This is a genomic window from Hydrogenophaga sp. FG152, assembly GCF_057809615.1.
On sequence record NZ_JBMDKH010000007.1, the window covers coordinates 221,979 to 248,977 of the forward strand.

At 67.1% G+C, this 26,999-nt stretch carries 26 protein-coding genes; 15 read left to right on the plus strand and 11 right to left on the minus strand.

Annotated features, from left to right (window positions below; translation table 11 throughout):
• Positions 1-44: 44 nt before the first annotated feature.
• The 5 genes from ACODTB_RS11050 to ACODTB_RS11070 all read right to left on the minus strand — a co-directional run bounded on the left by ACODTB_RS11050 (position 45) and on the right by ACODTB_RS11070 (position 5,223).
• Positions 45-917, minus strand: coding sequence for an ABC transporter ATP-binding protein (locus ACODTB_RS11050; RefSeq protein WP_488929336.1), 873 nt, complete (start codon positions 915-917; stop codon positions 45-47).
• On the minus strand, positions 907-1,770 hold the full coding sequence (ntrB, locus tag ACODTB_RS11055) for a nitrate ABC transporter permease (protein WP_291115185.1): 864 nt from the start codon (positions 1,768-1,770) through the stop codon (positions 907-909). The genes ACODTB_RS11050 and ntrB overlap by 11 nt, the downstream gene beginning before the upstream one ends.
• Position 1,771: 1 nt before the next feature.
• Entirely contained in the window at positions 1,772-3,193 is a 1,422-nt protein-coding gene (locus ACODTB_RS11060; protein WP_291115187.1) for a CmpA/NrtA family ABC transporter substrate-binding protein, read from the minus strand.
• Positions 3,194-3,328: 135 nt separating this feature from the next.
• Complete coding sequence (locus tag ACODTB_RS11065; RefSeq protein ID WP_291115189.1) at positions 3,329-4,012, minus strand: response regulator; 684 nt, start codon at positions 4,010-4,012, stop codon at positions 3,329-3,331.
• Positions 4,009-5,223 (minus strand): sensor histidine kinase, encoded by a 1,215-nt coding sequence (locus ACODTB_RS11070; protein ID WP_291115192.1) that lies wholly within the window; start codon positions 5,221-5,223, stop codon positions 4,009-4,011. Before ACODTB_RS11070 ends, ACODTB_RS11065 begins: the two co-directional genes overlap by 4 nt.
• 97 nt (positions 5,224-5,320) lie before the next feature.
• Between ACODTB_RS11070 and ACODTB_RS11075 the strand changes: the two genes are divergently transcribed.
• Positions 5,321-5,902 carry a cyclic nucleotide-binding domain-containing protein gene (locus tag ACODTB_RS11075; RefSeq protein ID WP_291115194.1) on the plus strand — a complete coding sequence of 194 codons (582 nt, stop codon included), beginning with the start codon at positions 5,321-5,323 and terminating at the stop codon, positions 5,900-5,902.
• A gap of 4 nt (positions 5,903-5,906) precedes the next feature.
• Here ACODTB_RS11075 and ACODTB_RS11080 read toward each other — a convergent pair whose 3' ends face one another.
• Positions 5,907-6,854 carry a TerC family protein gene (locus tag ACODTB_RS11080; RefSeq protein WP_488929337.1) on the minus strand — a complete coding sequence of 316 codons (948 nt, stop codon included), beginning with the start codon at positions 6,852-6,854 and terminating at the stop codon, positions 5,907-5,909.
• Positions 6,855-7,070: 216 nt separating this feature from the next.
• Entirely contained in the window at positions 7,071-8,117 is a 1,047-nt protein-coding gene (locus ACODTB_RS11085) for a homocysteine S-methyltransferase family protein (RefSeq protein ID WP_488929338.1), read from the minus strand.
• A gap of 81 nt (positions 8,118-8,198) precedes the next feature.
• On the opposite strand from ACODTB_RS11085, the gene ACODTB_RS11090 reads away from it, so the two are divergent.
• The 3 genes from ACODTB_RS11090 (at position 8,199) to ACODTB_RS11100 (ending at position 11,065) form a co-directional block, all read left to right on the plus strand.
• Entirely contained in the window at positions 8,199-8,618 is a 420-nt protein-coding gene (locus ACODTB_RS11090; protein WP_291120417.1) for a rhodanese-like domain-containing protein, read from the plus strand.
• A gap of 5 nt (positions 8,619-8,623) precedes the next feature.
• On the plus strand, positions 8,624-10,534 hold the full coding sequence (recQ, locus tag ACODTB_RS11095; RefSeq protein ID WP_291120420.1) for a DNA helicase RecQ: 1,911 nt from the start codon (positions 8,624-8,626) through the stop codon (positions 10,532-10,534).
• 180 nt (positions 10,535-10,714) lie between these two features.
• A complete protein-coding gene (locus ACODTB_RS11100; protein ID WP_291120422.1) occupies positions 10,715-11,065 on the plus strand; it encodes a hypothetical protein in 351 nt (116 codons plus the stop codon).
• Positions 11,066-11,165: 100 nt separating this feature from the next.
• On the opposite strand, the gene ACODTB_RS11105 is transcribed toward ACODTB_RS11100, so the two are convergent.
• Complete coding sequence (locus ACODTB_RS11105; RefSeq protein WP_488929343.1) at positions 11,166-13,433, minus strand: ATP-binding protein; 2,268 nt, start codon at positions 13,431-13,433, stop codon at positions 11,166-11,168.
• A 308-nt stretch (positions 13,434-13,741) separates the two neighbouring features.
• On the opposite strand from ACODTB_RS11105, the gene ACODTB_RS11110 reads away from it, so the two are divergent.
• The 5 genes from ACODTB_RS11110 to ACODTB_RS11130 all read left to right on the plus strand — a co-directional run bounded on the left by ACODTB_RS11110 (position 13,742) and on the right by ACODTB_RS11130 (position 19,352).
• Complete coding sequence (locus tag ACODTB_RS11110; RefSeq protein ID WP_291120426.1) at positions 13,742-14,941, plus strand: threonine ammonia-lyase; 1,200 nt, start codon at positions 13,742-13,744, stop codon at positions 14,939-14,941.
• A gap of 82 nt (positions 14,942-15,023) precedes the next feature.
• Positions 15,024-16,484, plus strand: a complete 1,461-nt coding sequence (locus ACODTB_RS11115; protein WP_291120428.1) for a mechanosensitive ion channel — start codon at positions 15,024-15,026, stop codon at positions 16,482-16,484.
• Between the two features lie 4 nt (positions 16,485-16,488).
• The gene (locus ACODTB_RS11120) at positions 16,489-16,917 is read left to right on the plus strand and encodes a PaaI family thioesterase (RefSeq protein ID WP_291120430.1); all 429 of its coding nucleotides are present in this window, start codon (positions 16,489-16,491) and stop codon (positions 16,915-16,917) included.
• A 60-nt stretch (positions 16,918-16,977) separates the two neighbouring features.
• Positions 16,978-17,121, plus strand: coding sequence for a hypothetical protein (locus tag ACODTB_RS11125; protein ID WP_291120432.1), 144 nt, complete (start codon positions 16,978-16,980; stop codon positions 17,119-17,121).
• Positions 17,122-17,492: 371 nt separating this feature from the next.
• Complete coding sequence (locus ACODTB_RS11130; RefSeq protein ID WP_291120434.1) at positions 17,493-19,352, plus strand: phosphoenolpyruvate carboxykinase (GTP); 1,860 nt, start codon at positions 17,493-17,495, stop codon at positions 19,350-19,352.
• Positions 19,353-19,479: 127 nt separating this feature from the next.
• Here the strand turns inward: ACODTB_RS11130 and ACODTB_RS11135 are convergent, their stop codons facing one another.
• On the minus strand, positions 19,480-20,055 hold the full coding sequence (locus ACODTB_RS11135) for a hypothetical protein (protein ID WP_291120435.1): 576 nt from the start codon (positions 20,053-20,055) through the stop codon (positions 19,480-19,482).
• Between the two features lie 105 nt (positions 20,056-20,160).
• Between ACODTB_RS11135 and ACODTB_RS11140 the strand changes: the two genes are divergently transcribed.
• From ACODTB_RS11140 to ACODTB_RS11150, 3 genes are all read left to right on the plus strand, one after another.
• Positions 20,161-21,168 carry a LysR family transcriptional regulator gene (locus ACODTB_RS11140; protein ID WP_291120448.1) on the plus strand — a complete coding sequence of 336 codons (1,008 nt, stop codon included), beginning with the start codon at positions 20,161-20,163 and terminating at the stop codon, positions 21,166-21,168.
• Positions 21,169-21,190: 22 nt separating this feature from the next.
• Positions 21,191-21,988, plus strand: coding sequence for a metallophosphoesterase (locus ACODTB_RS11145; protein WP_291120437.1), 798 nt, complete (start codon positions 21,191-21,193; stop codon positions 21,986-21,988).
• 69 nt (positions 21,989-22,057) lie between these two features.
• Positions 22,058-22,480, plus strand: a complete 423-nt coding sequence (locus ACODTB_RS11150; RefSeq protein ID WP_291120438.1) for a universal stress protein — start codon at positions 22,058-22,060, stop codon at positions 22,478-22,480.
• A gap of 68 nt (positions 22,481-22,548) precedes the next feature.
• On the opposite strand, the gene ACODTB_RS11155 is transcribed toward ACODTB_RS11150, so the two are convergent.
• The gene (locus ACODTB_RS11155) at positions 22,549-23,196 is read right to left on the minus strand and encodes a TetR/AcrR family transcriptional regulator (RefSeq protein ID WP_291120440.1); all 648 of its coding nucleotides are present in this window, start codon (positions 23,194-23,196) and stop codon (positions 22,549-22,551) included.
• Positions 23,197-23,369: 173 nt separating this feature from the next.
• Between ACODTB_RS11155 and ACODTB_RS11160 the strand changes: the two genes are divergently transcribed.
• Positions 23,370-23,825 carry a fasciclin domain-containing protein gene (locus ACODTB_RS11160; RefSeq protein WP_291120442.1) on the plus strand — a complete coding sequence of 152 codons (456 nt, stop codon included), beginning with the start codon at positions 23,370-23,372 and terminating at the stop codon, positions 23,823-23,825.
• Positions 23,826-23,870: 45 nt separating this feature from the next.
• Here the strand turns inward: ACODTB_RS11160 and ACODTB_RS11165 are convergent, their stop codons facing one another.
• Entirely contained in the window at positions 23,871-24,800 is a 930-nt protein-coding gene (locus ACODTB_RS11165; RefSeq protein ID WP_291120444.1) for a LysR family transcriptional regulator ArgP, read from the minus strand.
• A gap of 152 nt (positions 24,801-24,952) precedes the next feature.
• Between ACODTB_RS11165 and ACODTB_RS11170 the strand changes: the two genes are divergently transcribed.
• A complete protein-coding gene (locus ACODTB_RS11170) occupies positions 24,953-26,305 on the plus strand; it encodes a D-amino acid dehydrogenase (RefSeq protein ID WP_291120446.1) in 1,353 nt (450 codons plus the stop codon).
• Between the two features lie 373 nt (positions 26,306-26,678).
• Positions 26,679-26,960, plus strand: coding sequence for a hypothetical protein (locus ACODTB_RS11175; RefSeq protein ID WP_488929339.1), 282 nt, complete (start codon positions 26,679-26,681; stop codon positions 26,958-26,960).
• Positions 26,961-26,999: the final 39 nt, after the last annotated feature.

The following is a 26,999-nucleotide window of genomic DNA, read 5'->3' on the forward strand; positions in this document are numbered from 1 at the left end:
CCCCCCTCTCTGAGGGGGGAGGCGCCGAAGGCGACGCGGGGGGGTCAATGGGCTCGCGCACGCGAGACCAAGAAGTCCACGATGTGGTTGCGCAAGTCGTAGTAGCCGTCGAGGTGGTGCAGCTGCGCGCGCGTGCGGCTGCGCGGCAATGGGTTGACCACCACCTCGGCCATGCCGCCGGGCACGTAGCCGTTCGGGCCTTCGCTGCCGTTGCTCATGAGCAGGATGCGGTCGGCCAGCAGGATGGCCTCGTCCACGTCGTGCGTGATCATGAAGACGGTCTGCCGCGTCTCGCGCACGATGCCCATGAGCTCGTCCTGGATGGTGCCGCGCGTGAGCGCGTCCAGCGCGCCGAAAGGCTCGTCGAGCAGCAGCATCTTGGGCTGGATGGCGAAGGCGCGCGCGATGCCCACGCGCTGCTTCATGCCGCCCGAGAGCTGGCTGGGCTTCTTGTCGATGGCCGGGCTCAGGCCCACGAGCGCGACGAACTTTTCGACGTGGGCGTTGAGCTCGGCGCGCGGCATGTCGGGCCAGCGCGACTTGACCGCGAAGGCGATGTTCTGCCGCACCGTGAGCCAGGGCATGAGCGCGTGGCTCTGGAACACCACGCCGCGCTCCAGGCTGGGGCCGGCGATCTCGCGGCCGTCCATGAAGCAGTGGCCGGAGCTGGCCGTGTCCAGGCCCGCGAGCACGTTGAGAACGGTGGTCTTGCCGCAGCCGCTGTGGCCGATGATGCAGACGAACTCGCCCTTGTCGATGGCGAAGGACACGTCGGCGAACACGGGCTTGTCGGCCTGGTAGGCCTTGGCGAGGTTTTCAACCTGGAGGAAACCGGTCATCTTGGGGGCTTTCGTTGGGGCCGGTGCGGCGGGCCGGGCGGCCACCGCGCCTTCGCGCACGCTGGACTCACTCCACATAGGTCACCGCCTTCTGGAGCTGGGCGAACATCAGGTCGAGCAGCATGCCGACCACGCCGATGAGCAGCACGGCGAAGATCACGTTGGTGAGCGACAGGTTGTTCCACTCGTTCCACACGAAGTAGCCCACGCCGGTGCCGCCGACGAGCATCTCGGCGGCCACGATGACCAGCCAGGCGATGCCCATGCTGATGCGCATGCCGGTGAGGATGGTGGGCGCGGCCGCCGGCAGGATCACCTGGAGGGCCTTGCGGATCGGGTTGACCTCCAGCGTGCTCGCCACGTTGAGCCATTCGCGCTTGACCGAGGCCACGCCGAAGGCGGTGTTGATCAGCATGGGCCAGACCGAGCAGATGAAGATGACGAAGATGCCGCTGACGTCCGAGTCCTTGAGCGTGTAGAGCGCCAGCGGCATCCAGGCCAGCGGGCTGATGGGCTTGAGGACCTGCACGAAGGGGTCGAAGGCCTTGCGCATCAGCGGCGACATGCCGATGAGAAAGCCCAGTGGAATGGCCACCGCCATGGCGAGCACGAAGCCCAGGCCCACGCGCGCCAGCGAGTGCGCGAGCTGGATGCCGATGCCCTTGTCGTTCGGGCCCTTGTCGTAGAACGGGTCGGACAGCTGCGCCCAGCTCGATTTCGCCACCTCGATCGGTGGTGGGAAGCCGGTGCTCTTGGCCGCGCCGGGGTCCTTGCCCATCATCTTGGCGTACTCGATCTCCTCGGCCGACATGCCGGCCGAGGAACCGCCGATGCTGGGCCCGCTGGTGGAGAGCTGCCAGGCGCCGATGAAGACGGCGAACAGCAGCAGGGAGACCAGCGCGGCGCGCAGGTTGAGGCTCGCTTTTTTCATGTCAGGCCGCCGCCTTGCTGATGGCAAAGCTCTTGAGGTACTCGGCAGGTTTGGCCGGGTCGAACACCTTGCCCATGATGGTGTGCCTGGTGTAGCCCGGGCCGGCCGCGAAGGGCTGGCCGAGGTCCTTCATGTGCTTGCGCGCATCGGTGATGAGGAACACCTTCTCGGCGATCTGCTGGTAGTTCACCTCGCCCTTGATGTAGCCCCAGCGCTGCATCTGCGTGAGCATCCACACCGCCATGCTCTGCCAGGGCATGGGATCGAAGTCGGCGCGGTCGGGCACGGTCTGGATCTTGCCCAGGCCGTCGGCGAAGCGGCCGGTGAGCACCTGGGTGAGCACGGCCTCGGGCTGGTTGAGGTACTGGCTGGGCGCGATCACCTTGGCGATGAGCTCGCGGTTTTTCGGGTCGCGCGCCATGGCGGCCGAGGTGAGCACCGCGCGGTAGAGCGCGGCGAAGGTGTTGGGGTTCTTCTGGATGAACTCGGTGCTGGTGCCGAAGGCGCAGCAGGGATGGCCGTTCCAGAGGTCCTTGGTGAGCACATGGATGAAGCCGACTTCGTCGAACACCGCGCGCTGGTTGAAGGGATCGGGGCCGAGAAAGCCGTCGATGTTGCCCGCGCGCAGGTTGGCCACCATCTCGGCCGGCGGGATCACGCGCAGCTGCACGTCGGTGTCGGGATTCAGGCCGTTCTCCGCCAGGTAGTAGCGCAGCAGGAAGTTGTGCATCGAGTAGTCGAACGGGATGCCGAACTTGAAGCCCTTCCAGTTCTTCGGGTCCCGGTTGTCCTTGTGCTTCAAGCTCAGGGTGATGGCCTGGCCGTTGATGTTCTGCACCGTGGCCACGTTCATGGGCGTGGCGTTGCTGCCCAGGCCGAGCGAGATGGCCAGCGGCATGGGCGAGAGGAAGTGCGAGGCGTCGTACTCCTTGTTGATCATCTTGTCGCGCACCAGGGCCCAGCCGGCGGTCTTGGTGACTTCGACGTTGAGGCCCTGCTTGCTGTAGAAGCCCAGCGGGTGGGCCATGATCAGCGGGGTGGCGCAGGTGATGGGGATGAAGCCGACCTTGAGGTTGGTCTTCTCCAGCGTGCCCTTCTTCGTGCCGGCCTCCTGTGCCATGGCCTGCAGGCTGGTCACCGGCAGCACGCTGGCGATGGCGGCCATGGCCGTGCCCTTGCCCACCGCGCGCAGGAAACGGCGGCGCACCTCGTCCTGCGGGAACAGCGCCTTGACCAGCGTGGCCTCGATGAATTCGTTGCTGTAGGCCTCGAACTCGGCGGTCTCGCTGCGCCGGCGCAGCTCGATGGCGGCGCTGTCGGCGGCCACTTCGGCGTGGTGGTCGGCCACGGTGTGGTCGCGCCCGCAGCTGCACTTCATCATGAGCGGACGATCGGCGTTGTAGGGATCGAAGAATTCGGACATGGCGCACCTCGTGTGTTGAAGACGAGGAACGCTTTGCAAGCACCGGGCCAGGACCCGGGCCGCGCGCGCCGGTGTGCGCAAGTCGTGCCGCGCCGACCGACGCGGTGTAGGGCCAGCCCTACAAAACGCCGCGTTTCAGGTGCTTTTGGGTGCGCGCGCGTGGCGCTCGGCGTAGAGCGCGAGCTCCACGTCATTCTTGGCGCCGGTCTTCTCCAGCACGCGCGCACGGTAAGTGCTCACGGTGTTGGGCGCCAGGCCGAGCTGTGCACCAATTTCGCTCACGGTGCGGCCCTGGGTGAGCAGCCGGTAGACCTGGTACTCGCGGTGCGACAGCGCCTCGGGCCCGCCCTGCGCGCCCGCACTGCCCACGGCGGCGGCCAGCGCCTCTGCGGTGGCCTGGCTCACGAACACCGCGCCGCCGGCGGCCTTGCGCACGGCGGCGAGCATGTCGTCGGGGTCGGCGCTCTTGTTCAGGTAGCCGCAGGCACCCAGGCGGATGCAGCGCACCGCGTACTGTTTCTCGGGGTAGGTGCTGAGCATGAGCACGGGCAGGCGCGGGTGCTCATGCTTGATGGCCTGCAGCACGTCCAGCCCGTCGAGCCCGGGCATGGCGATGTCGAGCAGCACCAGGTCCAGCCCCAGGCTGCCGCCGAGCTCGCGCACCTGCGCCAGCACGTCCGGGCCGGTCTGGGCTTCGGCCACCACCTGCACGTCGGGCGCGTCGGCCAGGATCTGCTTGAGCCCTTCGCGCACGATGCGGTGGTCGTCGCCGATCAGCACGCGGATGGTCTCGGCCAGCAGGTCGAAAGAGGTGTTCATGTGTGTGCCTGTGTCTCCGGGAGCAGCGTCACCGTCAGGCACATGCGCGTGCCCTGACCTGGTGCGCTCTCTATTTGAATATCGCCACCGAAATGGCGCGCCCGCTCGCGCATGCCCATCACGCCATAGGCATTCGCGGCCTCGAAGGCCTGCGGCGGCGCGCCCACGCCATTGTCTTGCACGCACAACTGCAAGGCAGTCCCCCGCACGACGATGTGGACACCCAGGCGCTCGGCGTGCGCGTGGCGCCCGACGTTGCTGAGCATCTCCTGGAAGATGCGGAACACCGCCATGGCCAGTGGCTCGGGCGGCTCAGGGGCCTCGGCCACGTCCATCCGCCAGTCCAGCACCAGCTCGGCCGATTGCACGAATTCCTGCGCCTGCCACTCCAGCGCGGCCCACAGGCCCTGGTGGTCCAGGATGCTGGGTCGCAGGTCGGTGATGATGCGGCCGACGTTGTCCACCGCGGTCTCGATCAGCCGGCTCATGTTCTGGCACTTGCAGCGCATGCGCTCGCGCATGTCGTGCGCGGCGTCGGCGCTGCGCTGCTCCTGCTCGGACAGGCGCTTGTCCATCCAGTTCACGTCCATCTTGAGCGCCACCAGCAGGCTGCCCAGCTCGTCGTGCACCTCGCGCGCGATGCGGGTGCGCTCGTCCTCGCGCACGGTTTCCGAGCGGGCGGCCAGTTCACGCACCTGCTTCAATGCGGTGGCCAGCGCGAGCGTGCGCTCACCCACGCGCTCTTCCAGCTGGTCCTTGGCGCGCTGCAGGGCATCGGCGGCGCGCTTGCGTTCGGTGATGTCGACGAAGGTGACGACGGCGCCGCGCACCTCGCCGCCGTCCACGATGGGGTGGCTGGAGTACTCGACCGGAAAGGCCGAACCATCGCGGCGCCAGAACACCTCGCTGTCGATGCGGCAGGGCAGGCCCTGGCGGAAGGCGTTGAAGATCGGGCAGTCCTCCACCGGGTAGTGCGCACCATCGGCGTGCGAATGGTGGGTGAGGTCGTGCATGTTGGCGCCCAGCAGCTCGGCCGGCTCGAAGCCGATCATGCGGGCCCCGGCGTGGTTGATGAACACACACAGGCCGTCCAGGTCCACGCCGAACACGCCTTCACCGGTCGAGGCCAGCAGCAGCGCGAGCGGGTCGCGCCAGGCACCGGTGGCGGGCGCTTCGGGGCGGCTGACGAGGTGGTTGGCGTCCAGGTGCATGGGCGGGAAGCAAGCAATGGATGTGCCAAAGCGGTGCATGGCGCCGGAAGGCACGACAATCGCTTGGTCTGCTCCCCCTGCCCACCGGACTCCCGCCATGGCCTTGTTCAACACCCTGTTCGGCACCCGCCGCGCCCGCGCGAACGCCTCGGGCACCGCCCTGCGCGCGGCGGAACTGCTGCGCTCGGCGAACGCGCTGATCCAGCTCAGCGAGGGCGAAGCGCTCACGGTGGTGGGCTACATGGAGATGCGCCACTGCGCCGAAGGCGAGGCGATCATCCGCCAGGGCGACAGCGGGGGCAGCGGCGACGACGGCTTCATGGCGCTGGTGGTGGACGGCGAGGTCACGGTCGAGGCGCTCAACGTGAGCCGCGTCGACGCCCAGACCGTCAACGTGCTGGGCCCCGGCCACCTGATGGGCGAGATGTCGCTGATGGACGGCGCGGCGCGCTCGGCCACCTGCACCGCCAGCACCGAGGTGCGCTGCGCGGTGCTCACGCGCGATGCGCTGGAAGCGCTGATCGCCGAAGAGCCCGCCACCGCCGCCAAGCTGCTGAGCGCCGTGGCGCTGCGCCTGAGCCGGCGCCTGCGCGAAGCCGACAGCAAGCTGCGGCTCTACAGCCAGCTGGTGTTCTCCATGCAGCAGGAGATCGACCGGCTGGTGCCCGACCTGGACTGAAGCCTCAGGTCTTTGCCGTGCGCGCGCTCCAGAGCATGGTGACGGCCAGGATGGACAGCACCACGCCCAGCGCCACCGCGACCGGGATCTTGTAGATGTCGATCAGCAGCATCTTGGTGCCGATGAAGACCAGGATCAGCGCCAACCCGTAGTTGAGCAGGTGAAAGCGGCTCGCCGCAGCCTGCAGCAGGAAGAACATGGCGCGCAGGCCCAGGATCGCGAACACGTTGCTGGTCAGCACGATGAACGGGTCGCGCGTGACGGCGAAGATGGCCGGGATGGAGTCGACCGCGAAGATCACGTCGGTGAAGCCGACCAGGCAGATCACCATGAGCAGCGGCGTGGCGATGCGCTTGCCGTTCTCCACGGTGAAGAACTTCTCGCCGTCAAAACCCTTGCTCACGGGCAGCACGCGGCGCAGCAGCTTCAGCGCGGGGTTCTCGTCCAGGCTGGGCTCCTGGCCGGCGGCCCACCACATCTTCACGCCCGTGAGCACCAGGAAAGCGCCGAACACATAGAGGATCCAGTGGAACTGTGCCAGCAGCCAGCCGCCCACCAGGATCATCACGGTGCGCAGCACGATGGCGCCCAGGATGCCGATCATGAGCACGCGTTTCTGGAACGCCGCCGGCACGGCGAAGTAGCTGAAGATCAGCAGGAAGACGAAGATGTTGTCGACCGCCAGGCTCTTCTCGATCAGGTAGCCGGTGAGGAATTCGAGCGACTTCTCGGTCGCGATCGCGCTCGAACCGGTGGCGTCCTTCACGGCCCACCAGAACAGGCCGTTGAACAGCAGGCTGAGCGCCACCCAGGCGAACGACCAGTTCAGCGCCTCCTTCACGCCCACGGCGTGCGAGCCCTGCTTCTTGAGCACGACGAAATCCACGAACAGAGCCGCCACGACGAACACGACGAAGACGACCCACAGCCACAGCGGGGCAATGCTTTCCATTGAAAAACCTCAGGTTGGTGTTGAACAAACACCCCAAGGTCTTGTCACCACCGCGCGTGGCGCGGCTCTGGATTCCCGGTGGCCCGCAGGCCACGTAATGACGGAAACCCCGCCCACCGAGACCCGGCTGGACGCCGGGTGGTGGACTGACTACTCCCCTTGAAGGGAACGGCGATTATGCACGAGGTGCTTCAAACCCCGCGCCGCCGTGGGGTTTCAGGCCGCTTCCTTGTAGAAGAAGTCGCGCCGCACGCTGCGCGGCGCCATGGGCTCCACGCTCAGGCGGATCGCCTCGATGTGCTGCGGCGTGGTGCCGCAGCAACCGCCCACGATGTTGACCAACCCTTCGGCCGCGAACTCTCGCAGCAGGCGGCTGGTGTCGGCCGGCGTCTCGTCGAAGCCGGTGTCGCTCATGGGGTTGGGCAGGCCGGCGTTGGGGTAGCAGCTGATGAAGGTGTCGCCTGCGGCCTTGGCCAGTTCCTGGATGTAGGGACGCATCAGCGCTGCGCCCAGCGCGCAGTTCAGGCCCACGGCCAGCGGCTGCAGGTGGCGCACGCTGGCCCAGAAGGCGGTCACGGTCTGGCCGCTGAGGATGCGGCCGGAGGCGTCGGTCACGGTGCCGCTGATGATCAGCGGCAGGCGCAGGCCCGACTGTTCGAAGAACTCGTCCACCGCGAACAGCGCGGCCTTGGCGTTGAGGGTGTCGAAGATGGTCTCGACCAGCAGCACATCGGCCCCGCCTTCGACCAGGGCCTCGATCTGCTCCAGGTAGGCCGCGCGCAGCTGCTCGAAGGTGACGTTGCGCGCGCCGGCGTCGTTCACGTCGGGGCTGATGCTCGCGGTCTTGGGCGTGGGGCCCAGGGCGCCGGCCACGAAGCGCGGCTTGTCGGGCGTGCTGAATTTGTCGCAGGCCTCGCGGGCCAGGCGGGCCGAGGCCAGGTTCATCTCGCGCGCGAGGTGCCCCATCTCGTAGTCGTCCTGCGCGATGGTGGTGGCGCCGAAGGTGTTGGTCTCGATCAGGTCGGCACCGGCGGCCAGATAACCCTCGTGGATGTCGCGGATCACGTCCGGGCGCGTGAGGCTGAGCAGCTCGTTGTTGCCCTTGACGTCCTTGTGGAAGTCCTTGAAACGCTCGCCCCGGTACTCGACCTCACCGAGCTTGAAGCGCTGGATCATGGTGCCCATGGCGCCATCGAGGATGGCGATGCGGTGCTTCAGGATCTCGGGCAGCGCCTGGGCGCGGGTGTAGGCAGGGGCGTTCATGCCCTGGATTGTAGGTAGCCTCCCCGGCCCAGGGCCCAAGGTCATCCGGGCGGCCCTGCGAATTCCCCGACAATACCCGCCATGAAACACCTCACGCCCCAACAGGCCTGGGCCTGGCTGCAGGCCGAACGCGAGCAGCGCGCGGCCCGTGGCGAAGAGCCCCCGCTGTTTGTCGACGTGCGCATGGAGATCGAGTCGCTCTACGTGGGCCGCCCGCCCGGCGTGGAGAACATTCCCTGGTACGAATACCCCGACCTCACGCCCGACCCGGCGCGCTTCGCGTCGTCGGTCGAACAGGAGGCGGGCGACAAGCACCGGCCGATCCTGCTGATCTGCCGCAGCGGCAAACGCACGCTGGACGCGGGCCTGGCCCTGGAGGCCGCCGGCTTCAGCGACGTGGCGCACGTGCTGCACGGCTTCGAGGGCGAACTCAACGACGACTTCAAGCGCTCCAGCCTCAACGGCTGGCGCCACGACGGCCTGCCCTGGGAGCAGATGTAAAACGGATGACCGAAGCCATCGACATCGCCCCCGGCAGCGAAATCCTGGAAACCAGCCTCGGCGTGTTGCACGAGGTGTTCGGCTACGACGCCTTCCGGGGCCCGCAGGCCGACATCGTCTCGCACGTCGGCGCCGGTGGCGATGCGCTGGTGCTCATGCCCACGGGTGGCGGCAAGTCCCTGTGTTACCAGGTGCCGGCCATCGTGCGCGAGCGCGCCGGCCAGGGCCTGACGGTGGTGGTTTCGCCCCTGATCGCGCTCATGCACGACCAGGTGGGCGCGCTGATCGAGGCCGGCGTGGCTGCGGCGTTCCTCAATTCCAGCCTGTCGCTGGAAGACGCGCAGCAGGTCGAGAAGCAGATGCTGCGCGGCGAGCTCACCCTGCTCTACGCGGCGCCCGAGCGCCTGACCACGCCCCGTTTCCTGGCCCTGCTGGACTCGCTGCACGAACGCGGCAAGCTCAGCCTGTTCGCGATCGACGAGGCGCATTGCGTGAGCCAGTGGGGCCACGACTTCCGCCCCGAGTACCGCGCCCTGGTGGTGCTGCACGAGCGCTACGCCGGCGTGCCACGCGTGGCCCTGACGGCCACCGCCGACGACCTCACGCGCGCCGACATCGTCGAGCGGCTGCAGTTGCAGGAAGCGCGCACCTTCATCAGCAGCTTCGACCGGCCCAACATCCGCTACCAGCTGGTGGAGAAGAAGGACGCCACGACCCAGCTGCAGCGCTTCATCCGCGACGAGCACACCGGTGCGGACGGCCACGACGCGGGCATCGTCTACTGCCAGTCGCGCCGCCGGGTCGAGGAAGTGGCTGCGATGCTGTGCGAGGCCGGCTTCAACGCACTGCCGTACCACGCGGGCCTGGACGCCGCCGTGCGCCAGCGCCACCAGGACCGGTTCCTGCGCGAGGAGGGCCTGATCATGGTGGCCACGATCGCGTTCGGCATGGGCATCGACAAGCCCGACGTGCGCTTCGTCGCGCACCTGGACATGCCCAAGAACATCGAGGGCTACTACCAGGAGACCGGCCGCGCGGGCCGCGACGGCGAGCCCGCCAACGCCTGGATGGCCTACGGCCTGCAGGACGTGGTGAACCAGCGCCGCATGATCGATGAAAGTCCGGCGGCGGACGAATTCAAGCAGGTGCTGCGCGGCAAGCTCGACGCCCTGCTCACGCTGGCCGAAGCCAGCGACTGCCGGCGCGTGCGCCTGCTGTCGTACTTCGGCGAAGCCAGCCAGCCTTGCGGCAACTGCGACAACTGCCTCACGCCACCCGAGCTGCACGACGCGACCGAATCGGCGCGCAAGCTGCTCTCGTGCATCTACCGCGTGCAGCAGGCCAGCGGCACCGCCTTCGGTGCCGGCCACATCATGGACATCCTGCGCGGCAAGGCCACCGACAAGGTCAAGCAGTACGGCCACGAGAGGCTGTCCACCTTCGGCATCGGCGCCGACCTCTCCGAAACGCAGTGGCGCGCGCTGTTGCGCCAGCTGATCGCCCGCGAAGCGGTGCAGGTGCACGATGCGCCCTACAACACCTTGCACCTGGCCGACGCGGCGCGCGACATCCTCAAGGGCCAGAGCCCGGTGTGGCTCAAATCGCTGGCGGACAAGGCCACCGGCTCGGCGCGCAGCGGCCGCCAGCGCGCCTCACGCGCCACCGCCAAGGACGACGGCGTGCCGCTGAGCCTGTCCGAACGCGAATGCCTGGAGGCCCTCAAGGCCTGGCGCGCGGGCGTGGCGCGCGAACACAACCTGCCGGCCTTCGTGATCTTCCACGACGCCACCCTGCGCGCGATCGCCGGCCGCAAGCCCGAAACCCTGGCCGATCTGGACGGCATTGCCGGCATCGGCCAGAAAAAACGCGAAGCCTACGGCTCGGATGTGCTCCGGGTCGTGAGTGCTTTCGTCTGATGCCAGCCGCGGGCTTTTCCGGCCTTTGATTACCTAGGTTCTAGGCCTTCAACCGCCTGTCGGCGCACCGTCTGTCGGGCCCCGCTGCCGCTCAAGCTTGCGCCCGCCGCGCCGATGTTTCAGATGTAGCCGGAGGACTTCTTGTCCCCTCGGCCTGAGACCCACGAAACGGAGCGCGTCATGTTTTTCAGATTGCCATGGTTTGGCAAATCCCGGCAGGTACAGCCGCAGTACCACGACACCCAGGTGCTGGAACTGGATTTTCTGGTTGACGAGTTCCATGAAGCCATGGCCGACATCAAGGACCCGGTGCGCCAGCGCGTGCACGCCGCGCTGATGTCCTGCCAGACGCCCAAGGATCTCTGGTTCCTGCGCAGCAAGCTGTTCAGCCTGATTTCCAAGCACCACTGCGAAAGCGTGGCCAACAGCCGTGTCGCCCGGCTCGACCAGAAGCTGCGCTTCTTCGTCTCCAACCACCCCGAGTACTCGGCGGACGACCTGCCCAGCGGCCCGATGGCCTTGTTGCACTGACCCCCAGGGGGCGGCGGCAGCAGCCCGGCAAAGCCGGTTCCGCGCCGCCCTGGACAAAGAAAGGCCACCCTCGGGTGGCCTTTCTTTTTGGCGTGCCTGCTCAGTGCACGAAGCCGATGCCCCTCGCTTCGCGCACCTCGGGCTTGATGCGGTGCTCGGCCTCCAGCTGGGCCATGAATTCCTCTGGCGCGAGCGCTTCGGCCAGGATCTCCACCTGCCGCTTCACCGCCGCGAAGTCGCCCGGGCAGAGCTGCTCCAGCTTCGCCAACCGGGTGCCCAACTCGGGGCTCAGGCGCGAGGCATCGCCCTCCAGGGCTTCCACCACGAACATGGTCTCGCGCTGCCTCGCCGTGAGCGGCTTGAAGCGGATCTTGAAGGTGAAGCGCCGCAGTGCCGCCTGGTCGATGCTGTCCATCAGGTTGGTGGTGCAGATGAAGATGCCGGCGAAGCGCTCCATGCCCTGCAGCATCTCGTTGACCTCGGTCACCTCGTAGGTGCGCTGCGCGCCGCGCCGGTCCTGCAGGAAGCTGTCGGCCTCATCGAGCAGCAGCACCGCCTTCTCAGCCTCGGCCTCGCGGAACATGGCCGCCATCTGCTGTTCGGTCTCGCCCACGAACTTGCTCACCAGGTCGCTCGCGCGGCGGATCATCAGCGGACGGTCCAGCTGCTGGGCCATGTGCTCGGCCAGCGCGGTCTTGCCGGTGCCGGGCGCGCCGTGGAAACACAGGCAGCCATGGCCGCGCGCCTTGAGCGCGGCGATCACGCGCGGCAACTCGTAGCGCGATTCGACGTTGAGCATGTCCAGGCTGTATTGCGTCGCGCTGGGCCGTTGCACCAGATCGGGCTTGCGGCCCAGGGCCAGGTCGGCGTTCTTGAGCTGGCGTTCGATCAATTCGTCGAGCACCGGCGGCGCTGCTTCGACCGCCCGCGCCTTGCCACCGCGCCGGGGCGCCGGCTGGCCCGCCAACTGGGCAAACCGCAGCGCGGTGCGAATCTGCGCGGGCGTGAGGCCCTTGCGTTCGGTCAGTCGCGCCACCAGGCCATCGGACACCGGCGCGCCTTCCAGCGTCTTGCGCACCAGCTGTTCGCGCGCGCCGGGCGGCGGGCTCTTGAGTTCGAGGTGGTAGGCAAAGCGGCGGCGGAAGGCCGGGTCGATCTGCTCGATGCGGTTGGTCACCCACAGCGTGGGCACGGCGTTGGTCTCCAGGATCTGGTTGACCCAGGCCTTGCCGCTGACGCTGCCGGTGTGCGCGGCCGCCACGTGTTCGGCTCGCGCCATGATCTGCGCCGCCTCGCTGGAGATCGGCGGGAACACGTCTTCCACCTCGTCGAACAGCAGCGCCGAGTGCGCCGTGCCCTTGAGGAAGACCTGGGCGATCTGCAGCGAGCGGTAGCGGTCGCGGCCCGAGAGCGCGTTGCCGTCGCGGTCGGCGTACTCCACCTCGAAGAGTTCCAGGCCGGCGGCCTGCGCCACCACGCGCGCGAGTTCGGTCTTGCCGGTGCCGGGCGGGCCGTACATCAGCACGTTCACACCCGGCTCCTTGCGCGCCACGGCCTCGCGCAGCAGACCGCAGAGCAGGCGCACGTCCTCGCCCACATAGTCGAAGTCTTTCGCGGTCAGCGCCGAGCGCGCGGCCGGCCGGGTGAACACGGCCATGAGCTCGCTTTGCGTGCGGTACTCGCGCATCAGCACTGGCGGCAGCTTCTCGCTCACTTTCATGAGGTCGGCCAGGTCGGTGATGTTGTGCTCGGAGATCAGGTTCTCCACCATGCCGATGCGCTCCAGGCGCGAACCCGCGCGCAGCGCCTCACCCACTTCGCTGGCCTTCACGCCGGCCACGTCTGCGATGGCCGCGTAGGCCTCGGGCGCGTTGTTGACCTTGAACTCGACCAGGATGGAGCGCAGGTCGCGCTGGTAGCGCGCGAGCGTGCCGTACAGCAGCAGCGCGCGCTCGGCGCGGTTGAGTTGCAGCAGGCTGGCCAGCGCGTCGATGTTCTTCTCCACCAGCGTGGACTGCTTCTTGAGCGAGTGGCTGAGCCAGTCGCCGGTGACGGCCAGCACCGACAGCAGGTCCTTGGGCGATTCCTTGGCGTACTCGTCCAGGTAGAAGAACAGCGTACCTTCTTCGTATGGGCCGCGCCACACGCCGTAGCGCTCCATGAAGGCGTTGGTGGTCAGGCCGTCGTGGCCGCTCCAGAGTTCGTTGTCCTTGCAGCGGCGCTGCAGGAACTCGCGCAGGCGCAGCAGCACGGTGTGGGGCCACACCAGGTGGCGGCCGGCGAGCGAGAGCAGGGTGTTGAGGTCGCGCCGCACGTTGAAGCGCGGGCCCTGGCGCGCGGCCAGCGTGAGCACGAAATGCGAGCACATGAGGTCGAGCACGGGCGCCTGGCGCAGGCCATGGGGCACGAAAACGCGCCCCTCGCCCGCGAGAGGGGCACGGCCTTCGCGTGCATCGAGTACGGTGCGGGCCGCCGATGCAGCGGACTGCAGCGAGCGCTTGGTCATCCAGACACCTCCAGAAATGCCTTCCCGTGACGCCATGTCAGGGGAGCCGACATTTCAGCGGACCATAACCCAGCTTGATGAATCATGGAAGAGAGTGATACGAACGGTTTGAGCAATTTGTCGGGCTTTGCCCTCGCACCACACCGTCATGGCCGATACACAATCGCGCCATGCTGCAACTACACGACATCCAGACCGCCGCTGGTCGCCTCGCCGGCCAGGTGCTGGACACGCCCTTCGTCGAATCGCGCACCATCTCCCAGCTCACCGGCTGTCAGGTGTTCCTGAAATTCGAGAACCTGCAGTACACCGCCTCTTTCAAGGAACGAGGCGCCTGCAACAAGCTGGCGCAGCTCACGCCCGAGGAGCGCTCGCGCGGCGTGGTGGCCATGAGCGCGGGCAACCATGCCCAGGGCGTGGCCTACCACGCGCACCGGCTGGGCGTGCGCGCGGTGATCGTCATGCCGCGCTTCACGCCGGGCGTGAAGGTGGAGCGCACGCGCGGCTTCGGCGCCGAGGTGCTGCTGCACGGCGACACGCTGGATGCGGCTCGCGCGCACGCCCGTGAGCTGGCGCAGCAGCAGGGCCTGGTGTTCGTTCACCCGTACGACGACGAGGCCATCGTCGCCGGCCAGGGCACGGTGGCGCTGGAAATGCTGCGCGAGCAGCCCGACCTGGACACGCTGGTGATCGCCATCGGCGGCGGGGGCCTGATCGCCGGCATCGCCACGGCCGCCAAGGCAATCCGGCCCGACATCGAGATCGTGGGCGTGCAGACCGAGCGCTTTGCCGCCATGGTCAACGCGATCAAGGGCACGAACCTGCCGCAGGGCACGAGCACGATCGCCGAGGGCATCGCGGTGGGCACGCCGGGCGTGGTCACCGAGGCCATCATCCGCCAGCGGGTGGACGACCTGCTGCTGGTCGATGAGGGCGACATCGAGCAGGCCATCGTGATGCTGCTGGAAATCGAGAAGACGCTGGTGGAAGGCGCGGGCGCCGCCGGCCTGGCCGCGCTCATCAAGCACCCGCAGCGTTTCGCGGGCAAGCGCGTGGGTCTGGTGCTGAGCGGCGGCAACATCGACCCGATGCTGCTGGCCTCCATCATCGAGCGCGGCATGGTGCGCGCGGGCCGCCTGGCGCGCATCCAGGTCAACGCGCGCGACGTGCCCGGCAACCTGGCACGCATCACGGCGACCGTGGCCGAGGCCGGCGCCAACATCGACGAAGTGCACCACCAGCGCGCCTTCACGCTGCTGGCGGCGCAGAACGTGGCGATCGAACTCGTGCTGCAGACGCGTGGGCGCGAGCACATCGAGCAGGTCATCGAGCGCCTGCGCGAAGCGGGCTTCGACACCACCCTGCTCTGACCCGCGCGCCCACCGGTTGACGCTGCGGCAAGGCCTCCGGCATCATCGGCCGATCAACGGCCAACGCGACAGGAGGTAGGGCATGGACACGAACACGCTGTGGAACTCGCTGCAAAGCACGCTGGGCACCCACATCCCGCAACTGCTCGGCGCGCTGGCCATCTTCATCCTGGGCTGGCTCATCGCGGTGCTGGTGCGCGCCGCGACCCGCAAGAGCCTGGGCTTCGTGGGCGTCAACCACCGCTTCGGCAAACTCACCAACACGCGCGTGGACATCGAAGGCGCAGTCGCCCTCGCGCTGTTCTGGATCGTGATCCTGCTCACCCTGGTGGCGGTGTTCAACTCGCTGAACCTCGCCATCGTCTCCGGCCCGTTCTCGGTCTTCACCACGCAGCTCTTCGAGTACGCGCCGCGCCTGCTGGGCGGCCTGCTGCTGGCGCTGGTGGCCTGGCTGGTGGCCGGCGTGGTGCGCGCGCTCTCACAGAAGCTGCTGGACAAGACCACGCTCGACGAAAAGCTCTCGGAGCACGCCGACATGGCGCCCATCAGCGACAGCCTGTCTGGCGCGCTGTTCTGGCTGGTGATCCTGCTGTTCGTGCCGGCCATCCTCGGTGCGCTGCAGATGGACGGCCTGCTCGACCCCCTGCGCGCCATGGTCACCAAGACCCTGGACATGCTGCCCAACGCGGTGGCGGCGTTCGTGATTGGCGGCGTGGGCTGGATCGTGGCCACGGTGTTGCGCAACCTCACCACCCACCTGAGCCGCACCGCCGGCGTGGACCAGCTCGGCAGCCGCGCCGGGCTGGCCGACACGGTGCAGCTCTCGCGGGTGATCGGCATGCTGGTGTTCGTGGCGGTGTTCCTGCCGTCGCTGATCGCCGCGCTCGACGCACTCAAGATCGAGGCCATCTCGCGCCCGGCCACCGACATGCTCAACACCTTGCTGCAGGCCGTGCCCAACCTGATCGCCGCCGCGCTGATCCTGGTCGTCACCTGGCTGGTGGCCTCGTTCGCCAGCAAGCTGTTGGCGACCCTGCTGGCCACGCTGGGCTTTGACACCCTGCCCGCGCGCGTGAACATGGCGCATGCCTTCGAGAAGACCAGCGCCTCCGCCGCCGTGGGCCGGGTCGTGCTGTTCTTCGCCATGCTGTTCGCCACCGTGGAGGCGGCCGCGCAGCTCGGTTTCGGGCAGGTCAGCAGCATCGTGGCCAGCTTCATCCGCTTTGGTGGCGACATCCTGCTGGGCTCGGCCATCCTCGTGATCGGCTTCTGGCTCGCCAACCTGGCCTACGACGCGATCGACCGTGCCAGCGGCCCGGGCACCAAGGGCCTGGCGCGCATCGGGCGCTACGCCATTCTGGCACTGGTGATCGCCATGGGCCTGCGCGCCATGGGCATCGCCGACGACATCGTCAACCTGGCCTTCGGCCTCACGCTGGGCGCGGTGGCCGTGGCGGTGGCACTGTCCTTCGGCCTGGGCGGGCGCGAGGCCGCTGGCAAGCTGATGGACCACTGGCTCTCCAAATTCCGCCGCGAGGACTGAGCGCATGACGCAGAACCCCGAGACCCCCGTCACCGTTGACTTGCTTCAAGGCCTGCTGGCCGACTGGTTCGCGCCCTGGATCCAGGCCATGGGCCTTCGGGTCGAGTCCTTCGCCGAGGGCGAAGTCACCCTGCGCCTGCCGCAGAGCGACCAGCTCTCGCGCGTGGGCGGCATGCTGTGCGGCCAGGCCATGATGTCGGCCGCCGACACCGCCATGGTGCTGGCCATCGTCACCCAGCTCGGCACCCGCCGTCCCATGACCACGGTGCAACTCAACACCAGCTTCCTCAAGCCGCTCTCCGGCCAGGACGCGCGCATCACCGCGCGCGTGGTGCGCGCGGGCAAGAGCCTGGTGTTCGGCGAGATCGACATCAGCGGCGCCAGCGACGGCAAAAGCGTGTGCCGCGCGAGCACCACCTATGCCCTGCTCTGAGCCTGCCGCGCCGCTTCCCTTAGAATCCCGGGAGTTTTGAACCCTTTGACGGAGCGTCATATGTCCAGCCACAACCACAACACCCCCAGCGAGCAGTCCCAGGACATGGTGGAATCCATCGTTCCCTACATGCCTGTTGTGCTGCCGGTCGCCGGTGGCGTGCTGATGTTCCTGCTCGCTTTCATCGCGATCTACATGGCCTGAACCCACCCGGGTTGGCGCCAGGCCGAACGCCCGCCGGGGCCTTCGGCCTTTCTTTTTGGCCCCCCGGCCCGACACCCGGCCCAACCGTTTAATGCATCACGTTATGCGGGTTTTGCATGTAACCGCCTCGTAACGGCGCGGTCGCTTTCTTAAAATCAGGGCATTGGCCGACACGCTGATCAAGCCCGGATCCACCCACCGGGTTTCATCTCTCCCCTGCTGCCCCGCCATCCGCACCGCAGCCCCCACGCGCCGACCGCCCCTTTTTTCGCCGAAGGGACCCCTTGGACAGCCGCCCCGTCATCTGCATGACGCCCGCGGCTGTCGGTGTCTCTGAAGCACGCCGGTTTACAAACTTCTGGAGCGACTCCATGAACTCACCCGTGATGCAGGGCCTGGCCCTCAACACCCCCTCCTATGTGAAGAACGCCCGGCTGATCGCCTGGGTGGCCGACATGGCCGCCCTGTGCAAGCCCGACAGCATCTACTGGTGCGATGGCAGCGAAGAGGAGTACGCCCGCCTGTGCCAGCAGCTGGTGGACGCCGGCACGCTCAAGAGGCTCGACCCGGTCAAACGCCCCAACAGCTTCCTCGCCTGCTCCGACCCCTCGGACGTCGCGCGCGTGGAGGACCGCACCTTCATCTGCTCGGAAAAGCAGGAAGACGCCGGCCCGACCAACAACTGGAAGGCGCCCGCCGAGATGCGAGCGACCCTGCAACCGCTGTTTGACGGCTGCATGCGCGGCCGCACCATGTACGTGGTGCCGTTCAGCATGGGCCCGCTGGGCAGCCCGATCGCCCACATCGGCATCGAGCTCTCCGACAGTGCCTACGTGGCGGTCAACATGAAGCTCATGACCCGCATGGGCAAGGCCGTGTTCGACGTGCTCGGCGCCGACGGCGAGTTCGTGCCCTGCGTGCACACCGTGGGCGCACCCCTGGCCGAAGGTGAAACCGATCAGACCACCTGGCCCTGCAACCCGACCACCAAGTACATCGTCCACTACCCCGAAACGCGCGAGATCTGGAGCTACGGCTCGGGCTACGGCGGCAACGCCCTGCTGGGCAAGAAGTGCTTTGCGCTGCGCATTGCGTCCAACATGGGCCGCCAGCAGGGCTGGCTGGCCGAGCACATGCTGATCCTGGGCGTGACCAACCCCCAGGGCAAGAAGTACCACGTGGCCGCCGCCTTCCCCAGCGCCTGCGGCAAGACCAACTTCGCCATGCTGATCCCGCCCAAGGGCTTCGAGGGCTGGAGCGTGACGACCATCGGCGATGACATCGCCTGGATCAAGCCCGGCAAGGACGGCCGCCTGTACGCCATCAACCCCGAGGCCGGTTACTTCGGCGTGGCGCCGGGCACCAACACGGCGACCAACCCGAACTGCATGGCCAGCCTGGACCGCGACGTGATCTTCACCAACGTCGCGCTGACCGACGACGGCGACGTGTGGTGGGAAGGCATGAGCGAAGCCCCGGCCCACGCCATCGATTGGCAAGGCAAGGACTGGACGCCCCAGATCGCCAAGGAAACCGGCGCCAAGGCTGCGCATCCGAACGCGCGCTTCACCGTGGCCGCCACCAACAACCCCGCACTCGACCCGGCCTGGGACGACCCCAAGGGCGTGGCCATCGACGCCTTCATCTTCGGCGGCCGCCGTTCGACCACCGTGCCGCTGGTGACCGAGGCCCGCAACTGGACCGAAGGCGTCTACATGGCCGCCACCATGGGTTCGGAAACCACCGCCGCCGCCTTTGGCGCGCAAGGCGTGGTGCGCCGCGACCCGTTCGCCATGCTGCCCTTCACGGGCTACAACATGAGCGACTATTTCCAGCACTGGCTCGACGTGGGCGGCAAGCTGGCCAGCCAGGGCGCGAAGCTGCCGGCGATCTACTGCGTGAACTGGTTCCGCAAGGACGAGGCCGGCAAGTTCGTCTGGCCCGGCTTCGGCGAGAACATGCGCGTGCTCAAGTGGATGATCGACCGCCTCGAAGGCCAGGCCGGCGCCGGCACCGAACACGCCTTCGGCGTGAGCCCGCGCTTCGAAGACATCCACTGGAACGGCCTGGACTTCTCCGCCGACCAGTACCGCACCGTGACCCACATCGACCGCGCCGCCTGGGCCCAGGAACTCGAGCTGCACGCCGAGTTGTTCACCCAGCTGGCCTACCACTTGCCCCGGGAACTCGAGGAGACCAAAGCGCAGATCGAGAAGCGCCTGGCGGCCTGAGACAGGCCGCACTCGATCACACCGGCGGTCCGCAAGATCTGCGGCCCACCGGCGCGCCCCGGACCCACCGGCCAGGGCAAAAAAAAGCCACCGGACCCGGTGGCTTTTTTGTGGGCGCGTGGACCGCTCAGATGTAGTACATCAGGCGGTTGCGCGCGCGGGCGGTGCCCAGGCGTTCCCAGTAGCCCACCTGCGGTTCAGCGGCCTGGGTGGCTTCGGGCAGGCCCAGCGGCGCCAGGGCTTCGGTGAAGGACGTCGCCTGCACCACCGGGGCCTGGACCTCGCTTTCGTCCGCAGCGCGGGCACGGGCGGCCATCAGCTCGTTCATCAGGCGGTGGTCCATGCGGGCCATTTCCCAGAGGCGGGTCTCGGCGCGCGCTTCGGCCAGGGCTTGCGACCAGCCGTCCAGCGAAACCACCGCGCGACGGGCCAGCGAGCGGGCCGTGTCGGCAAACAGGGCCATGCCGGCGAAGACCACCACCCACAGGAAGACCCAGGCCAGGAACAGCTGGCCGTCGGCCCAGGTGCTGATCAGGCGATCGGCGACCACGACCATGGCAGCCACGACGGCCGCCAGCAGCATGACGGAAAGACCACGCGCACTGTCGTTGCGGCGCTGAATGCCGTCGACACCCTTGTGCGCGGGCGTGGATGCCGGGCGCAGGCCCAGCGGGGCAGAAGGAAGGGATGCGTATGTGCTCATGGCGAACTCCAGAAATAGAAAAATGTCTTTTGGACAAGCGAATATTAGGGTTTGCCCTAGTATTTAGCCACTTTATCTTTGTGATGTCTTATATTCACTCGGGTGATAAATGGCCTGAATTTCCGCACCCTTGACCTGAACCTCCTGCGCGTCTTCGACGAGGTGATGACCGAGCGCAGCCTCACCCGCGCGGCCCACAACCTGGCCATGACGCAACCTGCGGTGAGCAATGCGCTGCGCCGCCTGCGCGAGGTGATGGGCGACGAACTGGTGCGCCGCTCGGGCTACGGCGTGGAGCCCACGCCGGTGGCGCTGGCCCTGTGGCCCACGGTGCGCGATGCCCTGCACATGCTGCGCGAGTCGCTCGCCCCGGGCGCCTTCGACCCGGCGAGCGCGCGCAACGCCTTCGTGCTCGCCATGGCCGACGCCACCGCCGCCAAGCTCATCCCCGGGCTGATGGACCTGCTGGAAAGCGAGGCGCCCGGCGTGAACCTGCGCGTGCTGCCGCTGACCACGCGCGACCCGCGCGGCCTGCTGGAGTCGGGCACGGTGGATCTGGCGATCGGGCACTTTCCCGGCGTGCTGGCCGAACTGGGCGCCATGCACCTGCAGGAAAACGACCCGCACTTCCACCACCAGCGCCTGTACGACGGCGAGTACGTGGTCGTCATGCGGCGCGGTCACCCGCTGGCCGGCCAACCCTTGAGCCTGGACAGCTATTGCGATGCGCGCCACATGCTGGTGAGCTTCTCGGGCCGCCCTTTCGGTTTCGTGGACGAGGCGCTCGCGGCTGTCTCGCGCCAGCGCCGCGTCGTGATCACCGTCAACCAGTTCTTCACCGCCGGCAGGGTGGTGGCCACAACCGACCTGCTCACGGTGCTGCCGCGCCACTTCGTCGGCGCCACCGGCATGGAGCACGAGCTGGCGCTGTGCGACCTGCCCCTGCAGGTGCCCCCCGTGCACGTGGACTCGCTGTGGCACCGCCAGGCCACACAGAACACGGCGCACCGCTGGCTGCGGGAAACGGTGGCGCGCGCCGCCAACATCGGTTTTCGTCCTGCCCCACCCAGCAACGCACCACCGCCGCAACGCCCCCGCAAGCCCAAGGCTTGAGCGCCTGGACCACAATGCGCGCATGAAACTCCAGCTGCTCAGCGACCTGCACCTCGAAGCCAACCCCGACTTTGTGCCCACGCCGGCACCGGGTGCCGACCTGCTGGTGCTGGCCGGGGATGTCGGCTCGTACCAGCTGCGCCGCGATGGCAGTGCCATGAACGAAGCCGATTGGGGCCTGGGCCGTTTTGCCGACTGGCCGGTACCCGTGCTGTTCGTGCCGGGCAACCACGAGTACGACGCGCTCGATGTGGACGACGCCCATCACCGCCTGCGCGAGACCTGTGAGCGCCTGGGCCTGATGTGGCTGGAGCGCGAGACGCGCGTGATGCAGGGCGTGCGCTTCGTGGGCACGACGCTGTGGAGCGATTACGACGTGCTTGGCGAACGCGAGAAGGCCTACCGCGCCGCCAACCACTACCTCGTGAAGATGGCCGGCCAGCGCGACGGGCAACTGTTCGACGCCGAGGCCATGCGCGCCCTCGCCCTGGAGTGCCAGCACTGGCTGCGCGGCGCCCTGGCCGAACCGTTCGACGGCCCCACCGTCGTCGTCACCCACTTCGCGCCCACCCTGCACAGCGCCGACCCACGCTACGGCCTGAGCCCGGGCACGGCCGGCTTCTGCAACGGGCTGGACGCCTGGCTGCCACAGGCCGACCTCTGGTTGCACGGGCACCTGCATTGCCCCACGGACGTGCAGGTCGGGCGTTGCCGCATCGTGGCCAACCCGCTCGGCTATGCGGTGAAAAACGAACAGGACGGTTTTCTGCCGGACCAGCTGATCGACGTGCCGGCGCGACCGGGCCTTGCCGCTGTTTGAGCCAGCGCAAGGTCCTTGTGTGCCAAGGACATACACTGCGCACTGATTCAACCTAGAAGGAGAGAACCTATGAAGATTCTGCTGGCTGTCGATGGCAGCGCTTACACCAAGAAGATGCTGGCCTACCTGGCCACGCACGGCGAGATGTTCGGCTCGAACAACAGCTTCTCGATGATCACCGTGCAAGCCCCGCTGCCACCCCGCGCACGCGCGGCCGTGGGCGCCGCGGCGGCCAACGAGTACTACGAGGAAGAATCCGCCAAGGTCACCGGCACGGTGGCCAAGTTCCTCAAGCGCCATGGCATCGATGCCAAGGCGATCCACAAGGTCGGCTCGCCCGGCGAGCAGATTTCCAAGGCGGCCGACGGCGGCAAGTTCGACCTGCTGGTGATGGGCTCGCACGGCCACAGCGCCCTGGGCAACCTGGTGATGGGTTCGGTCGCCACGCAGGTGCTGGCCCACTGCGGTGTGCCGGTGCTGCTGGTGCGCTGACATCCCCCGCTCTCACGCAGAAAGGGCCGCAGATGCGGCCCTTTTTCATGGTCGTGCGACCAGCGCCGTCAGCGCGCCCGCAGCCCGTCGAAGCAGGTGCTCAGCACCATCTGGATGATCTGCTCGTTGTCGTACTGCTCGCTGCCTTTGAGGAAACCCAGCACCGGGTCGCAGGCGCGTGCGTACAAGGTGTAGAGCACGGCAATGGGCGGCAGGGCCGGGTTCAGGCTGCCGTCGGCCTGCGCCGCCGTGATCCAGGCGCCCAGGCGCTCGCTCACCTCCATGAGGCCATCCACGTAGGCTTTGTTGGTGGTCAGCGCGGCGCGCAGGCTGGAGTTTTCGCTCGGCAGCGACGGCATTTCACCGGCCAGTTGCACTTCCATGGTCCAGCGCGCCACGGCCTTGAGCTGATCGATCGGTCGCGCGCCGGTGGACTCGCCCTGCAGCCTGTCAAGAAACGCCAGGGCGCGCTCCATCACCCGCACCATGGCCGCCGCCGCGAGGTCTTCCTTGCTGGAGAAATGCTTGTAAAGGCTGGCCTTGGCGATGCCCACCTCGATCGCCACCTCGTCCAGGGTCATGGCCTCGAAGCCCTTTTCGGCCAGCAGGCGGTTCACCGCCGTGATGATCGCGTCCTCGCGCGCCAGGTGCATCTGGGCGCGGAAGCTGCGCTTGAGTGAGGTTTCGGGGGGCGATTTGAGAACGGCGCTGACCATGGACGACCTTTTGACAGAACTCAAATTTTGCCCGAAATCGACGGCCTCGTCGATAACCATACCAATAAGTCGGAAAGTGACTGATCAGTATCTTTTTTTACCGACAAGGCTAACATTCGCGCCGGCCCGTGCCATTTCGCGCTGACCCAACTTGAATATGGAAGGACTCCACCATGAAAAAGACCCTGATCGCTTCGCTGCTCGCCCTGGGTGCCTTGAGCACCGCTCATGCCGCTGACATCGTGGACACCGCGGTAGCCGCCGGTTCATTCAAGACCCTGGTGACTGCCGTGCAGGCCGCAGGTCTGGTCGACACCCTCAAGGGGCCGGGTCCGTTCACGGTGTTCGCACCGACGGACGAAGCCTTCGCCAAAATCCCGAAGGCCACGCTGGACGCGCTGCTGAAAGACAAGGCAGCGCTCACCAAGGTGCTGACGTACCACGTCGTGCCAGGCAAGGTGATGGCCAAGGACGTGAAGCCGGGCATGGTCACCACCGTGCAAGGCAGCATGCTCACCGTGTCCACCACTGGCGGGGTGAAGGTGGACGCCGCCAACGTCGTGAAAACCGACATTGCCGCCGACAACGGTGTGATTCACGTGATCGACACGGTGATCATGCCCAAATAAGGCCTGCCCAACCCCGCCCGCAAGCCCCGCCCTGGCGGGGCTTTTTCACACCAGGCTCTTATCGGTCGGCCGCAGATTTTTGGCGGCGGCGACGCGCAGCGCCGTGCTCAGCGCATCGAGCACGTCGGAGTTGAGGTTCCAGCAATGCCAATGCAGCGCCACGCCCAGCCGATGGCGCGGCGCGAGGTTCACCAGCTCGCCGCGGGCCAACAGATCGCGCACGCGCAGTTCGGGCAGCACGCTCACGCCCCAGCCCGCCATCACCGCGCGCACCTGGCCTTCGCTGGACGGCACGAACAACTGCTTGAGCATCACGCGCGAAAGACCGAACGCCTTGGACACGAAGCCGTGCTGCAGGTTGTCCTTGCGGTTGAAGGCCACGAAGGGCACCTTGTGGAAGTTGTGCGCGTTCAGGCCCTTGGGCAAATGCTCGGCGGCGTAGGCGGCCTGCGCCACCACCACATAGTCCATGGTGCCAAGGGCTTCCATCTTGCAACCCCGCAAGGCCTGCCCCAGCGAGGTCACGCAGCCCAGCACCTGACCTTCGCGCAGCCACTCGTGAGTGAACTCCTGGTCGTCGGTGATGATCTCGATCGGCAGGCCGCCCTGCGCCAGGGCGTCAAGCGCTGGCAAGGCCCAGGTGGCGATGCTGTCGGCGTTGATCGCCACCGAAATGCGCTCGTCGTCCCGCCCGTTGCCGGTGGAACTGGGCGCGAGTTCCTTGAGGTCCTTCTCCAGGTCGGCGCGCAACAGCCGCATCATCTTGGCGTGCTTGAGCATGAGCTGCCCCGCCGCCGTGGGTTTGAGCGGGCGGCTGCGCACGATCAGCACCGTGCCGACCTGCGCCTCCAGCGCCCGCAGGCGCTGCGAGACGGCGGATTGCGTGATCGAGAGCCGCTGCGCAGCGCGCTCGAAACCGCCCTCTTCGATGATGGCGGCCAGGCATTCAAGGGCGTCTGGATCAAAGGTGCTCATGGGAAACCTCCGGCAGAGAGCGGCGTGCGCGGCTTGTGACCCGCACATAAGTCATTCTGATGAATGCGATTTTAGTTTAATTTCGCTTCACCAAGCACCCGATATTTTCCATACTGCGGCGCATTCACCACCTCTTTTTTGTGGAGCGGATCATGCAAGTCACGGTATTGGGCGCGGGCATCATCGGCGTCAGCACGGCGTGGCACCTGCTGCAGCGCGGTCATGAGGTCACCCTGGTCGACCGGCAACCCGACGCCGCGCTGGAGACCAGCTTCGCCAACGCGGCGCAGATCTCGGTGAGCTATTGCGAACCCTGGGCCAACAAGGACGCACCGCTCAAAACCCTGAAGTGGATGTTCTCCGACGAATCGCCGCTGCTGTTCCGCCCACAGCTCGACTGGGCGCAGTGGCGCTGGGGCCTGCAGTTCCTGGCCCAGTGCAACGACAAGGCCTTCGTGCGCAACGTGGCGCAACTGGTGGCGCTGGGCGCCTACAGCCATGCGGCCCTGAAAGACGTGGTGGCCGAGACCGGCATCGAATACAACCGCCTCGAACGCGGCATTGCGCACTACTACACCGACCAGAAATCCTTCGATGGCGCGGCCGACGCGGCCGCGGTGATGCAGCGCTTCGGCGTGCAGCGCCGCGTGGTCACACGCGACGAACTGCTCGCCATCGAACCGGCGCTCCAGGCCTTTGGCGATCGCATCGTGGGCGGCACCTACACCCAGAGCGACGAATCGGGCGACGCGCGCGTGTTCACACAGCAACTCGCGGCCCTGTGCGGCCAGCGCGGCGCGCGGCTGCTGTTCGGCCACGACATCGAACAGCTGGAAAGCGACGGCCGCGAAGTGCGCCAGGTGCGCGTGCGCGACCGCATCACCGGCCTGGCCAGCGTGCTCCAGGCCGACGCCTTCGTCGTGGCCTGTGGCTCCTACTCCACGCCGCTGCTTGCGTCGGTGGGTGTGAACGTGCCGATCTACCCTGGCAAAGGCTACAGCGCCACCCTGCCCTTGTTGAACCCCGAGCGCGCGCCCTCGGTGAGCCTGCTCGACGACCAGATGAAATGCGCCGTCTCGCGGCTGGGCAACCAGCTTCGCGTGGCCGGCACCATCGAACTCGGCGGCTTCGACCTCTCACTCGACACGCCACTGGCGCGCAAGCGCTGCGACATGCTGGTGCGCCGCATCGAGCAAGTGTTCCCCGGTGTGGCCGACACCCGCACGGCCGATGAAGGTGGCGACCCGCAGTTCTGGTGCGGCCTGCGCCCCGCCACGCCGACGAACATCCCCTTGATCGGCCGCACCAGGCTGCGCAAGCTGTGGATCAACGCCGGCCACGGCACGCTGGGCTGGACGCATGGCGCGGGCTCGGGCAAAGCGATGGCCGAACTCATCCACGGTGAACAACCGGCAATGAACTTCGGGTTCCAGGGCATGGGCACGCAAACCAGAGGCGCAACGCTGGCGGGCGTGCGGCGGTTGGAGGCGACTTCGCGGGGCTGAGCCCGTTTCGGCCTTTTTGCCATTGCTTCCTTCTCAGGGACGCCTTGTTCCCTCATAGCGATTCTTTGTCCCCGCCCACACCGGCCACGACTCACTCCCGGCAAACTGCTTGAAGGCAATTTGCCGTCGCGCAAACAACTTCACAAAACGCGTGCATGACCGACCAAAAGGGTCGATGTCACTCGCGATTGCGCAGGGAGGGAGGAAACATCAACGCTTGATTTAACTCAACCGCACTGCATTGCACGGCTGCATATCGCCGTGCCTCAACCTTGCTCATGCATCGGGGTTGAAGTCACCGTCTACGGACACTCCAAATTCTCAAGATCAACCACTGTTCACAAGACCGTGGTTTGAATTCGCACGTACTTTTATGGTCAATCTATCCATATCTCAACAACGCATTGCACTTTTGTCTGCCCTCCTGATTTCACTGCACATTGCCGGTTGTGGCGGTGGTGGAGGAGACAGCGCCTCTCCAGTTTCTCCGAGCAGCCCAATCAGCGCCGTTGAGCCTGCCTGTCAGTCCTGCGCCGCCACCAGCGCCACAACGTACGCGGGCAGCGGGACGGGCATCTGGCAGACCACCAACTCGGGCAGCGCCGCCAAGGAAATTCCCATCTCGATCTCGGGCCTAGCTGTGATGTCTCAATAGGTTGTTCATCCGTCTCGGATTTGGGAAGCTGTGGTTACC

Excerpts from the sequence above, each read along its gene's own strand:
- ACODTB_RS11105 (WP_488929343.1), bottom strand. The coding sequence starts at position 13,433 with ATGTGCTCGCATTTCGTGCTCACGCTGGCCGCGCGCCAGGGCCCGCGC.
- ACODTB_RS11135 (WP_291120435.1), bottom strand. The coding sequence starts at position 20,055 with ATGAGCACATACGCATCCCTTCCTTCTGCCCCGCTGGGCCTGCGCCCG.
- ACODTB_RS11160 (WP_291120442.1), top strand. The coding sequence starts at position 23,370 with ATGAAAAAGACCCTGATCGCTTCGCTGCTCGCCCTGGGTGCCTTGAGC.
- ACODTB_RS11125 (WP_291120432.1), top strand. The coding sequence starts at position 16,978 with ATGTCCAGCCACAACCACAACACCCCCAGCGAGCAGTCCCAGGACATG.
- ACODTB_RS11120 (WP_291120430.1), top strand. The coding sequence starts at position 16,489 with ATGACGCAGAACCCCGAGACCCCCGTCACCGTTGACTTGCTTCAAGGC.
- ACODTB_RS11175 (WP_488929339.1), top strand. The coding sequence starts at position 26,679 with ATGGTCAATCTATCCATATCTCAACAACGCATTGCACTTTTGTCTGCC.
- ACODTB_RS11115 (WP_291120428.1), top strand. The coding sequence starts at position 15,024 with ATGGACACGAACACGCTGTGGAACTCGCTGCAAAGCACGCTGGGCACC.
- ACODTB_RS11060 (WP_291115187.1), bottom strand. The coding sequence starts at position 3,193 with ATGTCCGAATTCTTCGATCCCTACAACGCCGATCGTCCGCTCATGATG.
- ACODTB_RS11080 (WP_488929337.1), bottom strand. The coding sequence starts at position 6,854 with ATGGAAAGCATTGCCCCGCTGTGGCTGTGGGTCGTCTTCGTCGTGTTC.
- ACODTB_RS11145 (WP_291120437.1), top strand. The coding sequence starts at position 21,191 with ATGAAACTCCAGCTGCTCAGCGACCTGCACCTCGAAGCCAACCCCGAC.
- ACODTB_RS11065 (WP_291115189.1), bottom strand. The coding sequence starts at position 4,012 with ATGAACACCTCTTTCGACCTGCTGGCCGAGACCATCCGCGTGCTGATC.
- ACODTB_RS11085 (WP_488929338.1), bottom strand. The coding sequence starts at position 8,117 with ATGAACGCCCCTGCCTACACCCGCGCCCAGGCGCTGCCCGAGATCCTG.
- ACODTB_RS11100 (WP_291120422.1), top strand. The coding sequence starts at position 10,715 with ATGTTTTTCAGATTGCCATGGTTTGGCAAATCCCGGCAGGTACAGCCG.
- recQ (WP_291120420.1), top strand. The coding sequence starts at position 8,624 with ATGACCGAAGCCATCGACATCGCCCCCGGCAGCGAAATCCTGGAAACC.
- ACODTB_RS11050 (WP_488929336.1), bottom strand. The coding sequence starts at position 917 with ATGTGGAGTGAGTCCAGCGTGCGCGAAGGCGCGGTGGCCGCCCGGCCC.
- ACODTB_RS11150 (WP_291120438.1), top strand. The coding sequence starts at position 22,058 with ATGAAGATTCTGCTGGCTGTCGATGGCAGCGCTTACACCAAGAAGATG.
- ACODTB_RS11110 (WP_291120426.1), top strand. The coding sequence starts at position 13,742 with ATGCTGCAACTACACGACATCCAGACCGCCGCTGGTCGCCTCGCCGGC.
- ACODTB_RS11070 (WP_291115192.1), bottom strand. The coding sequence starts at position 5,223 with ATGCACCTGGACGCCAACCACCTCGTCAGCCGCCCCGAAGCGCCCGCC.
- ACODTB_RS11170 (WP_291120446.1), top strand. The coding sequence starts at position 24,953 with ATGCAAGTCACGGTATTGGGCGCGGGCATCATCGGCGTCAGCACGGCG.
- ACODTB_RS11165 (WP_291120444.1), bottom strand. The coding sequence starts at position 24,800 with ATGAGCACCTTTGATCCAGACGCCCTTGAATGCCTGGCCGCCATCATC.
- ACODTB_RS11075 (WP_291115194.1), top strand. The coding sequence starts at position 5,321 with ATGGCCTTGTTCAACACCCTGTTCGGCACCCGCCGCGCCCGCGCGAAC.
- ACODTB_RS11130 (WP_291120434.1), top strand. The coding sequence starts at position 17,493 with ATGAACTCACCCGTGATGCAGGGCCTGGCCCTCAACACCCCCTCCTAT.
- ntrB (WP_291115185.1), bottom strand. The coding sequence starts at position 1,770 with ATGAAAAAAGCGAGCCTCAACCTGCGCGCCGCGCTGGTCTCCCTGCTG.
- ACODTB_RS11090 (WP_291120417.1), top strand. The coding sequence starts at position 8,199 with ATGAAACACCTCACGCCCCAACAGGCCTGGGCCTGGCTGCAGGCCGAA.
- ACODTB_RS11155 (WP_291120440.1), bottom strand. The coding sequence starts at position 23,196 with ATGGTCAGCGCCGTTCTCAAATCGCCCCCCGAAACCTCACTCAAGCGC.